12 protein-coding genes are annotated in these 15,388 nt (G+C 69.5%); 1 reads left to right on the plus strand and 11 read right to left on the minus strand.

The annotated features are described in order from the left end of the window. Nucleotides 1-48: 48 nt before the first annotated feature. The 9 genes from V1227_RS15355 to V1227_RS15395 form a co-directional block, all read right to left on the minus strand. Nucleotides 49-609: an acyltransferase gene (locus V1227_RS15355; RefSeq protein WP_329793235.1), complete on the minus strand. Its 561-nt coding sequence runs from the start codon at nt 607-609 to the stop codon at nt 49-51. Continuing rightward, nucleotides 606-1,688 (minus strand): DegT/DnrJ/EryC1/StrS family aminotransferase, encoded by a 1,083-nt coding sequence (locus tag V1227_RS15360; protein ID WP_442916496.1) that lies wholly within the window; start codon nt 1,686-1,688, stop codon nt 606-608. The genes V1227_RS15355 and V1227_RS15360 overlap by 4 nt, the downstream gene beginning before the upstream one ends. Beyond that, on the minus strand, nt 1,685-2,281 hold the full coding sequence (locus tag V1227_RS15365) for a NeuD/PglB/VioB family sugar acetyltransferase (RefSeq protein ID WP_329793236.1): 597 nt from the start codon (nt 2,279-2,281) through the stop codon (nt 1,685-1,687). Before V1227_RS15365 ends, V1227_RS15360 begins: the two co-directional genes overlap by 4 nt. Before the next feature lie 43 nt (nt 2,282-2,324). After that, entirely contained in the window at nt 2,325-7,100 is a 4,776-nt protein-coding gene (locus V1227_RS15370; protein WP_329793237.1) for a DUF4082 domain-containing protein, read from the minus strand. Between the two features lie 148 nt (nt 7,101-7,248). Continuing rightward, nucleotides 7,249-8,391 (minus strand): DegT/DnrJ/EryC1/StrS family aminotransferase, encoded by a 1,143-nt coding sequence (locus V1227_RS15375; RefSeq protein WP_329793238.1) that lies wholly within the window; start codon nt 8,389-8,391, stop codon nt 7,249-7,251. Nucleotides 8,392-8,570: 179 nt separating this feature from the next. Then, nucleotides 8,571-9,572: an NAD-dependent epimerase/dehydratase family protein gene (locus V1227_RS15380; protein ID WP_329793239.1), complete on the minus strand. Its 1,002-nt coding sequence runs from the start codon at nt 9,570-9,572 to the stop codon at nt 8,571-8,573. Next, on the minus strand, nt 9,569-10,609 hold the full coding sequence (locus tag V1227_RS15385) for a Gfo/Idh/MocA family protein (protein ID WP_329793240.1): 1,041 nt from the start codon (nt 10,607-10,609) through the stop codon (nt 9,569-9,571). Before V1227_RS15385 ends, V1227_RS15380 begins: the two co-directional genes overlap by 4 nt. Next, nucleotides 10,609-12,102: a sugar transferase gene (locus V1227_RS15390; RefSeq protein WP_329793242.1), complete on the minus strand. Its 1,494-nt coding sequence runs from the start codon at nt 12,100-12,102 to the stop codon at nt 10,609-10,611. Before V1227_RS15390 ends, V1227_RS15385 begins: the two co-directional genes overlap by 1 nt. Nucleotides 12,103-12,476: 374 nt before the next feature. Further along, the gene (locus V1227_RS15395; protein WP_236219853.1) at nt 12,477-12,692 is read right to left on the minus strand and encodes an RNA-binding S4 domain-containing protein; all 216 of its coding nucleotides are present in this window, start codon (nt 12,690-12,692) and stop codon (nt 12,477-12,479) included. Between the two features lie 90 nt (nt 12,693-12,782). Between V1227_RS15395 and V1227_RS15400 the strand changes: the two genes are divergently transcribed. Beyond that, entirely contained in the window at nt 12,783-13,466 is a 684-nt protein-coding gene (locus tag V1227_RS15400; RefSeq protein ID WP_329793243.1) for a DUF2306 domain-containing protein, read from the plus strand. 279 nt (nt 13,467-13,745) lie between these two features. On the opposite strand, the gene V1227_RS15405 is transcribed toward V1227_RS15400, so the two are convergent. After that, nucleotides 13,746-14,162 (minus strand): SLATT domain-containing protein, encoded by a 417-nt coding sequence (locus V1227_RS15405; RefSeq protein ID WP_329793244.1) that lies wholly within the window; start codon nt 14,160-14,162, stop codon nt 13,746-13,748. Further along, on the minus strand, nt 14,159-15,361 hold the full coding sequence (locus tag V1227_RS15410; protein ID WP_329793245.1) for a DUF4231 domain-containing protein: 1,203 nt from the start codon (nt 15,359-15,361) through the stop codon (nt 14,159-14,161). Before V1227_RS15410 ends, V1227_RS15405 begins: the two co-directional genes overlap by 4 nt. Between the last annotated feature and the right edge of the window lie 27 nt (nt 15,362-15,388).

Here is a 15,388-nt window from a genome sequence, read left to right on the forward strand (position 1 = left end):
ACCGGCCGGTGCCCCGTCGGGACACCGGCCAGCCGGCTCAGCACCCTCTCAGACGGCTTTCAGGCCGTCCGGCGTCTGCTCGTGCCGGGTGCCGCACTCCGGGCACGAGAAGTCGTCGGAGAGCCGCAGGCCGCACGCGCAGACCCAGCCCTTCACGACCGCCGGGTTGCCGGCAACGAACGCGTGCGCGGGCACCGACTTCGTCACGACCGCACCGGCGGCGGCGAACGCGTGCTCACCGATCTCCGTGCCGCACACCACCACAGCACCAGCACCGAGAGTCGCCCCTCGACGCACGAGAGTCGTCTCCAGCGCGTCGCCCGTCTTCTTCACGTGCGCGCGGGGGCGGAGGTCGTTGGTGAAGAGCACGTTCGGGCCGAGGAACACGTCGTCCTCGCACGTGACGCCGTCGAAGACCAGAGTCCCGTTCTTGACCGTCACGTTGTCGCCGAGCACCGCGCGCGACTCGACGAACGCGCCGTCGCAGATGTTGCAGTCGCGGCCGATGCGGGCGCCGGGCAGCACGTGCGCGAACGCCCAGACGCGCGTGCCGTCGCCCACGTCGTCGGATTCGCAGAGGCCGTGGGGGTGGACGCGGACCCCGCTCATCGCAGCGCCTCCGCGAGCGCCTCGACCACGCGGGTCTGCTGCGCCTCGGTGATCTCCGGGAAGAGCGGCAGCGACAGGATCTCCGCGGCCGAGGTCTCCGCCACCGGGAACGAGCCCGCCAACTCGGCGAAGGCGCCGGTCCTGTGCAGCGGCGTCGGGTAGTGGATCCCCGCGCCGACACCGGCCGCGTGCAGTGCGGAGAGCACGCGGTCGCGCTCGGCGACGCGCACGACGTAGAGGTGCCAGACCGGCAGGTTGCCGGCCAGCACGATCGGCGTGCGCACGCCGGGGACGTCGGCGAGCATCTCGGTGTAGCGCTGCGCGGCGGCGCGGCGGGCCTGGTTCCAGCCCTCGAGGCGGCGCAGCTTCGCGGACAGCACCACGGCCTGCAGCGTGTCGAGGCGGCTGTTGAAGCCGAGCACCGGGTGCTCGTACTTGCGCGGCGAACCGTGCTCGCGCAGCAGCTTCACCGACTCGGCGACCGCGTCGGACGTCGTCAGCACCGCGCCGCCGTCGCCGTACGCGCCGAGGTTCTTGCCGGGGTAGAAGGAGGTGGCGGCGGCGACGCCGAGACCGCCGACGGCGACGCCGTTGCGGCGGGCGCCCTGGGCCTGGGCGGCGTCCTCGACGACCGGCAGGCCGTGCGGCAGCAGCTCGACCGGGGCGGCCTGGCCGTAGAGGTGCACCGGCACGATCGCCTTGGTGCGCGAGGTGACCGCGGAGGACACCTGGGTGACGTCGATCAGCAGCGTGTCGTCGACGCAGTCCACGAGCACGGGCGTCGCGCCGCAGCGGGCGACGGCCTCGGCCGTCGCGATGAAGGTGTTGGCGGGCAGCACGACCTCGTCGCCGTGGCCGACGCCCAGCGCGCGCAACGCCAGCTCGATGGCGTCGGTGCCGTTGCCGACGCCGATGGCGTGCGGAACTTCCTGGTAGGCAGCGAATTCCGACTCGAACCGGGCGACCTGGGGGCCACCGATGAAGGCTGTCGTCTTGAGCACCTCTGCCCAGCCGTCGGCCACCTCGTCGGCCACCTGCTCGTGCTGGGCACGCAGGTCCACCAGCGGAATCTCGATCACGCGCTCTCCCCACGCAACGGGCGGGCCGGCACACCGGCCCACGTCTGGCCTGCCGGGACGTCCCGCAGGACAACGGCTCCCATGCCGACGACGGCACCGGCGCCGATCTTCACACCCTCGCGCACCAGGGCTCCCTGCCCCAGGTACGCGGACTCCCCCACGAACACTCCCCCGCCGAGCGAGGCGTGGCCGGCGAACGTGACGCCGTCCGACACCTCGTCGTCGTGGGTGATCAGCACGTGCGGCATCGCCACGACGTGCCGGCCGATCTCCAGCGGTGTCGTGATCACGACACCGGCGAGCAGCACCGTCCCGGCGCCGATGGTGGCGCCGGAGGTGACGGCCGCCGGGTGCACGACGGTCGCCCACCGCTCGTCCGGCAGCCCGAGCCTCTCCACGAGGTTCAAGCGGGACAACGGCCGCCGCGCGTTGGCGATGCACGCCACGACGGCCGCGTCCGGGTGGTCACCGAGGCTGTCGAGCCCGCCCAGCACGGGCACCCCGTCGACCAGGGTGCCGTGCAGGGCGGCGGAGTCGTCGAGAGCCCCGATCGGGGTCCAGACGTCCGGGAGGAGGCGGACCGCCGCGAGCACCTCGCGGGCGAGTCCCCCGCTCCGATCAGCAGCAGCGGCCTCGTCACTGGAAGACCACGTCCACCCAGTAGTTGCCGCCGTTGTAGGTCGTGGCCGGGAAGCCCGACCCGGCCGTGAACACACCGGCGTTCGGCGTGGCGCCCAGCGGCGGCGAGGTCACCGAGCCGAAGTAGCCGGCGTTGACCGCGTAGTGACCCGTGGTGGTCGTGTACGAGGCCGTGTACTCGGTCCCGGCCGTGATCGACACCGGCTGCGAGAACGTCAGCGTCTGCCAGCCCGACTCGGTCTCGTTCGAGAACGTGCCGGTCGCGAGGCGCTGCCCGTCCGCGGCCCAGAGCGACCCGGTGTGGGTGCCGGTGTTGCCGGCGCCCTTGTAGAACTTCACGCCGGTGATCTGGCCGTTGGCGGTCGACGTGAACTTCACGCCCAGCTCGTAGGCGCCGTTGTCGTCGGCGGAGGTGACGGACGGGACCGTGGCCGCGCTGAACAGCGAGCACGGGCAGGTCTGCGTCGTCGCCGACGTGAAGGACCACGTCTGCGCGTTGGGCATCAGGTTGCCGAACGTGTCGGCGATCTTGACGCTCACCGAGTACGCGGTGGACGCCGCGAACCTGGCGGCCGGGGTGAACGTGACCATCCGCGAGTCCTCCGAGAGCGCCAGCGTGCCGGCGATCTTCGCGCCACCGGGGTCGGTGACGGTGAACTGCGCGGAGCCCAGGTCGACGGCCTCGTCGAACGACGCGGTGACGACCGAGTCCAGCGCCACCTCGGACGCGCCGGGCAACGGGGTGCGGGACTGCAGGACGGGCGCGTCGTTGTCGGCGTTGGGCTGGTAGACGACGTCGACCCAGTAGTTGCCGGAGCCGTACGTCATCGTCGGGAAGCCCGAGCCGGGGACGAACACGCCGTTCGTCTCCTGCGGTGCCGACAGCGGACCTGAGCTGACCGGGCCGGTGCCGAAGTAGCCGGCGTTCACCGCGTAGTTGCCGGTGGTGGTCGTGTACGAGGCCGTGTAGGCCTGGCCCGCGCTGACGATCACCGGCTGCGAGAACGTGAGCGTCTGCCAGCCCGTCGCGGTCTCACCGGTGAACGTGCCGGTCGCGAGGCGCGAGCCGGTGGCGTTCCACAGCGAGCCGGTGTGCGTGCCGGTGTTGCCCGCGCCCTTGTAGAAGCGGACACCGGTGATCTGGCCGGACTGCGTCGGGCTGAACCTCACGCCCAGCTCGTACGCGCCGTTGTCCTCGGCCGAGGTCACCGCCGGAACCGTCGCCGTGCTGAACAGCGAGCACGGGCAGGTGGCCGTCGTCGTGGTCGTGAAGGTCCACTCCGCGGCGTTCGGCATCGCGATGCCGTTGGCGTCCGCGATGCCCACGTGCGCCTTGTACTGCGTGCCGGACACGAGCTTGCCGGACGGTGTCCACGTGACCGTCTTCTGGTCGCCGGACAGCGACACCGAGCCGGACAGCCTGGCGCCCTTCGGGTCCTCCAGCCAGATCTGCGCCGACGCCGGGTCGACCGGCTCGCTGAACGTCGCCGTCAGCGTGCTCTGCAGGCCCACGTTCGTCGCGTTCGCGGCCGGCGTGCGGTTCGTGATCGTCGGCGGCGTGGTGTCACCGTTGAGCCCGTTGCGGTAGATGACGTCGACCCAGTAGTTCGTGGCGTTGTAGGAGCTGTTCGGGAAGCCGCTGCCGTACTTGTAGACGCCGTTGCCGCCGTCGGCACCGTTCTGCAGCGCGTGCAGCGACTGGTAGCTCGCCTCCTGGCCGTTGAAGTAGCCGGAGGTGACCGAGTACCGGCCGTTCGGGGCGTTGTAGGACACGACGTAGGTCGTGTTCGCCTGCACCTGGACCGGCGAGCTGAACATCAGCTTCTGCCAGCCGGACGTGGTCTCGCCGCTGAACGTGCCGGTCGCGAGCAGCAGACCCGTGGAGGTCCACAGCGAGCCGGTGTGCGTGCCGGTGTTGCCGGTGCCCTTGTAGAAGCGGACGCCGAGCACGTCGCCCTTGCCGTCGAAGCGGACCTTGGTGCCGAGCTCGACCGCGGTGGTGTCACCGGAGTCGGCCACGGCCGGTGCCGCGAAGTCGTCCCAGACGGTGCACGGGCAGGTCGCCGGGCGCGGCGAGCCTGTCGTGAACGTCCAGTTCGCCTGCGTGGACAGGTTCCCGGCCGCGTCCGCCGCCCTCATCGTGACGGTGTAGGCCGTGGCCGCCGCCAGGGGCGCCGAGGGCGTGAACGTGATCGTGCGGGCGTCGTTGGAGATCGACTTGGTGCCCGTGACGGCACCGGCCGGGCCGGTCACCGTGACCTGCGCCGAGCTGAGCGCCACGTTCTCGTCGAACGTGCCGGACACCGCGGTGTCGAGCGCGACGGAGCCCGCGTTGGCCACGGGGGACGTCGCGGACTGCAGCGGCGCGCGGGTGTCCGGACCGGGGTCCGTCGCCCACACCACGTCGACCCAGTAGTTGGTGTGGTCGAACGTCTGGTTCGGGAAGCCGGCGCCGAAGCGGAAGACGCCGTTCGGACCGTCCACACCGGACTTCAGGCCGGTGATGGGCTCCATGTACGCCTGCTGCTGGTGGAACCCGCCCGTGTCGTACGCGAAGTGCCCCGTCGGGGTGTAGTAGGACACGATGTAGGTCGTGTTCCCGTTCACCGCCACGGGTTTCGGGAAGAGCAGCGTCTGCCAGCCCGTCGGACTCTCGTTGGCGAACGTGCCGGTCGCGAGCAGGTCGCCGTTCGCGGACCACAGCGAGCCGGTGTGCGTGCCGGTGTTGCCGGTGCCCTTGTAGAACTTGACGCCGCGGACGTAGCCGTTGCTCGCGGCGCGCCACTTCACGCCGAGCTCCAGCTGCGAGCTGTCGTCCGCGGAGGCGACCTTCGGGACCTCGGTGCCGGAGAACATGCCGCACGGGCAGGTCTTGGCTGTCACGTTCGGGGTGGCCGGCACGGGCGCCGACAGGTTGAGCGAGTCGTCGACCGCGCGGACGCGGAGCTGGGCCGTGCCGGACTGCGACGGCGTGTAGGTGTAGCTCCACGTCGTCTGGCCCGCCTGCCAGTTCGCGTAGTGCCAGCGGGTGCCGCCGTCGGTGGAGACCTCGACGCCCGCGACCCGGCCGGCGGCGTCGATCACGGTGCCGCCGAAGGTGTAGGGCTGGCCGACGACCGACTGCGACGGCAGGGTCGTGATCTGCACGCCCGGTGCGGCGTTGTCGCTGATGGCGCCGGAGGTGGAGAGCTGGTCGGCCGCCCACAGCTGGTAGGGCTGCACGCCCATGTCCGCGAGGAAGTTGACCGTCGCCTGCTTGATCCGCTTGTCCGAGGTCGGGGTGTTGGTCGGGAACGCGTGCTCGTCGTCCACGCCCCATGCCCACTGCACCGTGCCCGCGCCGAACACCAGCGCACCGGAAGGTGCGCGGTAGTACGTGATCGCGTGGGTCTCGGTGCTCGAGCCGTACTCGTCGCCGTAGTTCTTCAGCGCGTAGTAGCCGTCGAGCTGCACGGTCGTGCGCGACATCTGCGCGACGCCGGCGGGCTGGAAGCCGTTGTCGTACACGGTGTTCCACTCGTAGCCGAGCGTGCCGGGCTGGAAGGTGTACGTGGTGCCCGCCGTCATGTTCTGCAGGTCGGTGTTGCGCCAGAGCCGCATCTTGCCGTACGCGGCCGGCACCTGCAGCGAGTCGTCACGCCGGCCGTTGACGGTGAACATGTTGCCGAGCAACGCGTTCTCCGGCCTGCCGCCGTCCTGCGGAGGGCTGTACCGCGGGTCGCGCCACGTGCCGGTCCAATCGTTCAGGCCGTCGTTCTGGGTGCCCTTGGTCTCCTTGAAGCAGGCGATGGTCCGCCAGTCCGTCTGCGAGGAGTCGATGCTCTTCTCGTAGCGGGTCTTCCAGAAGATCTCGTTGCCGGTGAGGAACGCCATGTGCACGCCGGCGTCGCGGGCGGCCATCACGTTGTTCCACTGCTCGTTCGACCAGTACTCGTCGTGGCCGACGGCCATGAACACCTTGTGGTTCTTGATCAGGTGCCCGCGGCGCGCGGAGTCGACGTCGGTCGTGTAGCTCATGTCGTACCCGTTGCGCTCCAGGAACCTGAGCATCGGGTACTCGGCGTTGAAGATGAAGTTCTCGTCGCCGTCGCCGCCGGTGTAGGGGCGGTTGTAGCTGACCTTGTACGAGCTGCCGCCCTGGCCGGGACCGTCACCGAAGTAGAGGCTGTTGCCGCCGTAGCGGTTGTAGGCGACCCAGGTCGCGTCGGAGGTCTGGAAGAAGATCTTCGACTGGGAGCTGTCGTCGCGGACGACGAAGGCCATCTCGTTCTCGGCACCGGTGTCGTTGCGCGTCATGCGCACGTAGTAGATGCCCGAGGTGGCGGTGGCCGGGATGGTCCAGGTGAGCGAGACGGCCCAGTTGCCGCAGTCGATGAGCGCGGTCGGCGCGTCCCGCAGACATGGAGGTTGGTTCTGCGGTGTGTTGCGCTGGACCGTGCCCATGTACCGGGCGCCTTTGCCGCCGTACCAGCCCATCCGGTAGATGTCGAGCTTGTACGACGAGGCCGACGTCAGCATCTTGAAGCTGACGGTCTGGCCGATGTTGTAGCTGATGTCCGTCGTGTACCCGAGGATCGTGTCGTCGCGGTACTGGGCCTGCCAGTTGTCCGCGCCGGGCTGCGTGTTCTCGCACGCGACCTTGTTGGTGACCGGGAAGTCACACGGAGCAGCGTGTGCGTTGGGGGCGTTGAAGACCCCGAGCACGAACATCGTCGATGCGATCAACGCCGTGATCACGAGCACCCGCACGAGACGCGACTGCTGAGCCACCATTGGGTTTCACCTCTCGGACGGAGTTACCGTGTGTGATCCGCGCACTACGCTGGACAGCACAGGGCTGCTACTCCGAACGTCGGCGATCTGGTTATAACTGTTACGTGTCAACAGAAGAATGTTCCGGCGGGGCTTGAATCCCCGACTTTCAACCACGCACGGTCAGACGGGATGCGTGCAGAGTGGCCGACAACGCTGACACGACCTGGTCCTGTTCGGACTTCGTCATGTCGTGGAACAGCGGGAGGATCAGCGTCCTGGCCGTGAAGGCCTCCGTCACCGGGAGCTCCACGCTCCCGTGGCCGGAATAGGCGGGTTCCAGGTGCGACGCCATGATCCCGCGCCGCGCGCTCACGCCGCGCTCGGCCAGCCCGGCGAGGACTTCCTGGCGGTCGGGCGCGCCCTCGGGCAGCCACACCCAGAACGACTGGTAGTTCGTCGTCCCGCACTCCGGGTCGCGCACGGTCTCGAGGTCGAGGTCCGCCAGCAGCTCGTGGTAGCGGGCGGCCAGCTCACGGCGACGGGCGATGATCATGTCCAGTTTGGACAGCTGCACCAGGCCCACCGCGGCCTGGATGTCGGTCATCCGGTAGTTGAACGCCGTCTCCAGGTACTGCTCGATCACGGCGCTGCCGCCGTTGTGGCGGTCCGCCGCCGAGACGCTCATGCCGTGCTCGCGCAGGCGCTTGAGCCGCACGGCCCACTCGGGGTCGTCGGTGGTGACCATGCCGCCCTCACCGGTCGTGAGGAGCTTGCGCGGGTGGAACGACCAGGCGGCGAGCAACGCGTTCGTGCCGACCGGCGCGCCCTTGTACGTGGAGCCCGCCGCGCAGGCCGCGTCCTCGATCACCGCGATGCCCCGCGGTGCGCAGAGCGCCTTGATCGCGTCGACGTCCGCGGGCACGCCGGCCTGGTGCACGACCATGACCGCGCGGGTGCGCCCGGTGAGCACGGGTTCCACAGTGGACGCGCTCAGGTTGCCGGTGCCCGGCTCGACGTCGGCGAACACCGGCGTCGCGCCCGTGTAGCGGACCGAGTTGGCGGTGGCGATGAACGACAGCGACGGCACGACGACCTCGTCGCCGGGCCCGATGCCGAGCACGTGCACGGCGAGGTGCAGGCCGGTGGTGCAGGAGGACACGGCGACACCGTGCCGGGCGCCGACGGACGCGGCGAAGGCCTCTTCGAACTCGCGGACTCGGGGGCCCTGCGCCACCCAGCCGGACCGGACGGCCTCGGCGGCGGCGAGTGCCTCTTCTTCACCGAGCAACGGCCGCATAACCGGGATCACTGGTACTGCCCTTCGCTGGCGGACGAACGTTCGTGGGAAAGGGTGCGGCCGTGGCTCGGGCCCACGGCTCCGCGGAATCCAGCCGTGGACTTCGTTCCGCGGGGTGCGCCGTGGGTCTTTCGGACCACGGCTCCGCGGGTGCGGCCACGGGCGTCGGGCCCGCGGCCGCGGTCGGTCCGTCAGGCGTTCCGCTCGGCAGCGGCCTTCTCGGCACGCCACCACGCGACGAGGTCGCGCAGTCCGCCGTCCATCTCGATCTCGGGCTTCCACCCGAGCTCGCGGGCCGCGAGGCTGATGTCGGCGAGCCGGCGCGTCACGCCGTTCACCTTGCGCTCGGGGCCGTGCTCCAGCGGCAGGTCGGAGTCCATCGCGGCGAGCAGCGCGAGGGCGAGCTCCTTGAGCGAGGTCTCCTCGGAGGACGCGATGTTGTACACCGCGTCCGTGACCGGCGCCTTGGCCGCGAGGATGTTGGCGCGTGCGATGTCGTGCACGTGCACGAAGTCCATCGTCTGGGCGCCGTCGCCGAAGATGAGCGGCGACTTGCCTTCGACGATGCGCTCCATCCAGCGGATGAGCACCTCGGTGTACAGGCCGTGGACGTCCATCCGCGGTCCGTACACGTTGAAGTAGCGCAGCGCCACGTAGTCGAGGTCGTACATGGCCTTGAAGCTGCGCAGCATGCCTTCGTTGAACGCCTTCGCGGCGCCGTAGAAGGTGTCGTTGTTGTACGGGTGGTGCCGTTCGTCGGTGGGGAACGACTCCGCGAGGCCGTAGACCGAGGCCGACGACGACGCGATGACCTTCTTCACCCCGGCGGCCGCGGCGGCCTCCAGGATCGTGAACGTGCCGTCGACCAGGCACTCCAGCGCGAGGCGCGGTTCCTCGGCGCACTGGGTGATGCGGATGGCGGCGAGGTGGAAGACGAGGTCCACCCCCTCGGTCAGCTCCCGCACCAGTGCCTTGTCGTTGATGTCGCCCTCGACGACGCGGACGACACCGGACTCGAGCGCGGAGGCCAGGTTCTCCCGGCGGCCGCGCACGAAGTTGTCCAGCACGACGACCTCGGCGGCGCCGGCCTCGACGAGCTGGTCCACCACCGAGGAGCCGATCGTGCCCGCACCACCGGTGACGAGGGCACGCTGCCCGGTGATCGGCTGGCCCGCTTCGTTCTGGGCGGTCATGGAGAAATCCTGCCTTCGACTTGGTGAACGGGGACGAACAGACCGCCGGAGCGCAGCGACTCCGACGCCGCCTCCAGCACCGCCAGCACGCGCAGGCCCGCGCGTCCGTCGGTGAGCGGCGCGCGCTTCTCGGTGATGGACGCGGCGAACTCGGCCATCATCGTGCGCAGCGCCTCGCGTTCGACCAGCGCCGGCGCGACCATGTCGCCGGTGCGGTAGGAGATCTTCTGCTGCTCCACGGAGCGCTCGACGCCGCGGTCGTAAATGGACAGTCGCTGCGCCGGGTTGTTGTCGTCCCACACGACCGTGCGCTGCGAGCCGCCGATGACCATCGTGCGGATCTTGGTGGGAGACAGCCAGTTCACGTGCACGTGCGTGATGGCGCCGTTCGACAGCCGGACCGTGAGGTGGCCGACGCACGCGACGCCCGCGCCGATCGGGTCCGAACCGTGCGCGGCGACCTCCACCGGCACCACGTCGTCGGGCAGGATCGCCTCGAAGATCGAGAGGTCGTGCGGGGCGAGGTCCCACAGCACGTCCACGTCCGGCTGCACCAGACCGAGGTTGATGCGCACCGAGTCGATGTACTGGATGTCGCCGAGCTCGCCACCACGGATGATCTCGCGCAGGTGCTGCACCGACGACGTGTACGCGAAGGTGTGGTCGAGCATCAGCGTGAGGCCGCGCTGTTCCGCGGTCTCGACGAGCTTCAGGCCGTCCTCGAGGTTGGCCGCGAGCGGCTTCTCCACGAGGACGTGCTTGCCGGCCTCCAGCGCCGCGAGCGCGACGGGCAGGTGCGTGGCGGCGGGTGTCGCGATGGCGACGGCGTGCACCTCGGGGTCGGCGAAGACCTCGTCGAGGGACGCCGTGGCGCGCACGGTCGAGTACTGGCCCAGCACGCGCCGTGCCTTGTCCACGTCGAGGTCGCAGAGGTAGCGCAGGTGCAGCTCGGGAGTGGCCTGCGCGTTGCGGACGAGGTTCGGCCCCCAGTACCCGGCGCCGATGACAGCAAGGCCGATCACGTCTTGGTCCCCCATCAGTAAGCCCCCTGGCCGCCGAAGACGGCGCGGAAGGTCTTCCACATGATCACGAGGTCGAGGGCGAGCGACCAGTCCTCGACGTAGCGCAGGTCGAGGCGGACCGACTCCTCCCACGAGAGGTCGCTGCGTCCGCTCACCTGCCAGAGGCCGGTCAGGCCGGGCTTCACCAGCAGGCGGCGCCGCACGTCCGAGGAGTACTTCGCGGTCTCCTCCGGCAGCGGCGGGCGGGGACCGACGAGCGACATGCTGCCCGCGAGAACGTTGAACAGCTGGGGCAGCTCGTCGATCGAGTAACGGCGCAGGACCGTGCCGACCTTGGTGATGCGCGGGTCCTTCTTCACCTTGAACAGCACGCCGTTGCCCTCGTCGACAGCGGCGAGCTTGGCGCGCAACGCATCCGAGTTGGTGACCATCGTGCGGAACTTGATGATCGTGAACGGCACGCCGGTCTTGCCGACCCGCTTCTGGCGGTAGAAGACGGGGCCGCGGCTGTCGATCATCACGAACGCGGCGACGGCGAACATGAGCGGTGCCAGCAGGAGCAGCAGCACGAACGCTCCGACGCGGTCGACGACCTCCTTGACCAGACGGCGGAACCCGCTCAGCGCCGGTTCGCTCACCCGCAGCAGCGGCATGCCGAGCACGGCGCTCATGTGCAGGCGCGGGCCCGCGACCTCCATGAGACCGGGCGAGACGACCATCTCGGCACCGGTGCCTTCGAGGGCCCACGCGAGCTGCTGGAGACGGCGAGGTGTCCAGTAGGCGTCGGGTGTCACGGCGACGATGCGGTACCCGCCGCGGCGGACGTGCTCGGCGAGCTCGCGCAGCTGGCCGACGACGGGCACGCCGTCGACGTCGGTACCGGTGCGGCCGCGGCCGTCGATGGTGCAGATGGCGTCGACGCGCCAGCCCAGGTGGGCGACGCGCTTGGTGCGGTGGATCAGGTCCTCGACGGTGTCGAGGTTGCCGGCGGCGAGGACCGGGAGCAGGAAGCGCCCTTCACCGCGGCCGCGGTGCAGGGGGCGGCGCAGGAGGTAGCGCATGGGGAACGCGACCAGGGCGATCGCGGGTACCACGACGAAGATCCACAGGCGGGCGCCGGGGATGTCGACGGCGAGCGCTCCGAGACCGAGCGCCACGACGGCACCGAACAACCCCCGGCCGAGTCTTCGGAACTCCTCGGCACCCTGGCCGAGAACGGCCGGCTGCCACACGCGGTTGATCGCGAGGGAGCCGACGACGAGGACTACTGTGAGTATGTCCAGCAGGGCAAGGGAAAGCGGGCCGAAGGCCGTGTGGCGCACGCTCATGACCGCACCGACGGCGACGACGACCAGGGCAACGGTCAGCACGTCGGCGGTGATCACGGCGTAGCGGTAGCGGCTTTCCCAACGGGCAACAGGTGGGTGGGTCTGTCTGCGTTCCGACAGCGGATTGAGCGTGGAGCGCTGCCCGTCGACGTCACGGGCAGCGCGGACCTGCTCACTCATCGTTCTGATCTCCCCGGCTCAGCGGCGATTCGGACGTGCACGTACGCAGGTCACCCCGAGGACCTTGATTCTCAGATCTTCGCGATCTCCGGCCGCGCCGCATTCAGGCGCGACAGCCGAAGCTCGCAACCGGTGATTCGCGCGTTCCGGTGTTCGCGTTACAGACCCTGGAGAAAAGTTTCCCCGGTGATCGAACAACGGACGTGACGCGCGTCTCACCAACTGGAAACCGTGGCGACGCAAGACGTTTCAAGATGTCCAAAAGGGACATAGAGGTTACGCATGTCGCGAGGTAATCGTTCAGGTCAGGTCTTCAGACCCTTGTCTGATCGACTGCGATTGTGCATGCTCTTACCGCTGAATGGAGCAATGCGTTACGGCCGAACGGAAACGCGTACTTCGTCACCTTCGACCACCACTACGTCACCGTGACGCAGCTGTGCTCCCCGCCGCAGCTCCACAGAGCCGTTGACGTGGACTTCTCCGTCCTCGATGAGCTCTTTCGCGTGCCCACCGTCCTCCGCCAGCTGAGCCAGCTTGAGGAACTGCCCTAGCCTGATCGGCTCTTCGGAGATCTCCACCGTCCGCATGAGCGCCATCATCCCAGTAGGGCGCACCCCACCGCTCGCTCGGGGGCCGACACCAGCGCGTTCGAGTGACGCCGTTGACAGGCTTGGGGCATGAAAACTTCGAGGGGGCACATCGCCTGGTTGGCGGTGTCGGGGGTCGTCTGCGTGGCGATAACGATCTTCGCGGCGAGCGCGTACGTCACGCTGGACGTGGACCAGGCCAGACCGCCGCTGCGCGGGCCGCTGCACTACGGGCTGCTCGTCGCGCACGTGTTCACCGGATCGGTCGCGGTCCTGACGGGTGTACCGCAGTTCTGGCTGAAGCTGCGCGGCAGGCACCCGCAGGTGCACCGGGTGCTGGGCCGCGTGTACTTCGCGGCCGTGCTGCCGTCGTCGCTGCTCGGTCTCGTGTGCGCCCAGCTCGCCGTCGTCGGGCTGCCGTCGTCCGGGCCGCTGACCGTGCTGTCGGTGCTCTGGTTCGTCACCGCCGTGCAAGGTCTGCGAACGGCCCGGCGGCGCCAGTTCGGCGCTCACCGCATCTGGATGATCCGCGGGTTCGCGCTGACCACCGCCGCCGTGACCGGCCGGCTGTGGGCACTGCTGCTCGGCTCGCTGCTGCCGGAAGCCGACGGGCTCCTGGTCTTCACCACGGCGAACTGGTTGTCGCTCGTGGTGAACCTGCTGGTCGCCGAGTGGTGGGTCCAGTCGCGGGGCTACACCCGCGCCTTGCCCTCCTCAGCGCTGAGCCCGAGCATCTCGAGCAGGTCAGCGCAGTCGAGCGCGTCCGTGGCGTGACAGGCCACGGTGCGCGCCGCCTTGCTGTTCTGGATCGTGCTGTGCTCCTTCTCCAGGGCCTTGGCCTCGGCAAAGGTGCCGGTTTCGGGCTCGGCGATCGCGGGACGCGCCCAAGTCATGTCGTGCCTGCTTCCGCATCGGGGGATGAAGCCATCATGACAACGGGATCACCGAAACACCAGAACTTGTGCTTACCGTAATCGACCACCCACGCTGCGTGCCAACCGTGGGAGCGCTTTCTCAAGAACGCTCCAAACGATTTTCAGCCGCGTTTCGATTTTATCTGCCGTACCTCAGGACCGACTCCACTTCGGTCACAAATGCAACCAGGCGTTCGTCGTCCACATCGTCCGGAGTAGGACCGTCCACAGCGAGCCGTTGCAGTGCAACGGAAGTGGTGGCGCTTTCCCGGGCGAGACGGCGAAAGCCGAACGTGGCCTCGTAGAGCGATATCGCCGTGCCGAGCGCGGCGAGCGTCGTCGCCGCGAAACCCCACATCGCCCGGCGTGGCCCGTCCGCCATGCCGATCGCCGCGGCCGCCGCGGCGGCGATGAACAGCGCCGCCGCGAGCGCGACCGTCCACGTGCGAGCGGCGGAGTAGCGCCTGCGGCTGCGTTCGAAGTGGTCGAGGCGGTCTCGGAACCGGTGCCGCAGATAGGCTTCGACGAACTGGGCCTGCCGCTGCTTGTCGCTCATGTCCTGACCACCTCGTGCTTGCGGTCGCTGACCGCGGCCTCCAGGTCCGCCACCCGGTCCCGCCGTTCCTCCTCCGTCGCCGGCGCGGGTGCGGCGAGGTGCGCGAAGTACAGCGCCCGCAGCCGTTCCGCCCTCGACCGCGCGGTCAGGTACTTGTCGAGCGACTCCCTCTTGCGCGCCACGATCGTGATGGCCGCGGCGAACGCCCCGCCCGCGACGACCAGGACGCCGGGCCACGGCGTGTCCCTGAGCCACGTCTGCAGCGCGGCGAACACCGTCGTCGTGAGACCACCGGCGATCGCGAGCACCGCGGTGAGGCGGTAGCGGTTCTGCTCCGCCTCCGCCTGCGCGTCGAGCTCCTGGAAGGCGGGCGCGACGACCTGGTTGGCGTCGTGGATCGCGTCGGCGAGCGCCGGGTACGCCACGACGAAGCCGGGGTCGACGAGCGGGCGCGGTTGCGGTGCCCGGTAGCGCACCCGGGGCAGCAGCTTCGGCGGCTTGACGGGCTTCTCCTTGCCCAGCAACCGTTCCAGCGCGGTGACGGCCTTGGCGGGTCCCTCGTCCACGTGGACGAGGGAGATCCTGCCGCTGCGCACGAGCACCGCGAGGTCGCCGCTGAGGTCACCGGTCGCGATGCGGTCCGCGAGACCGCCGGTGCCGGCGAGCACCAGCAACGGGTTGTTCCCGCCGAGGTGGTCGACGACCTCATCCTCGTTCTCACCTCCGGCGACGAGAGCGACCACGGGCTTCTTGTGGCGCACCGCGTCGACCGTGCGGAACAGCACCGGTGTCGCGTCCGTCCACTCCGAACCGGGGACGATCACGGCGACGCTGTGGTGGGGTTCCAGCGGGACCTGACCGTTGGTGGAGGTCTCGGTGAGGTCGTGCACCTTGCTGCTCGGTGCGACACCGACGACGACGGGCCACTGCTGCTCGCACGCCCGCAAAGCCAGGCCCAGCAAGTGGACAACGCCTCTGTCGGTGCCTTCGGTGACGAACACGGCGCCGTGGCGCGCCGCGGTCACGACCACGGATCTGAGCACCGGCAACAACTTCGCGGCGAGATCCGTCTCGATGTCCTGCGTGGAGCCGAAGACCGAGATGACCGTGCGTCCTCGGGGCAGGCCGAGGGCCTTCGGTTTGATCTCGGCGTCCGGCTGGGACAGCCGTTTGACTGTCGGGCCGCCTGCTGTGGGCATGCCGCGCACCATAACGCCGTGATCGAC

This window comes from Lentzea sp. DG1S-22 (assembly GCF_036321065.1).
Classification (GTDB): Bacteria; Actinomycetota; Actinomycetes; order Mycobacteriales; family Pseudonocardiaceae; genus Lentzea; species Lentzea jiangxiensis.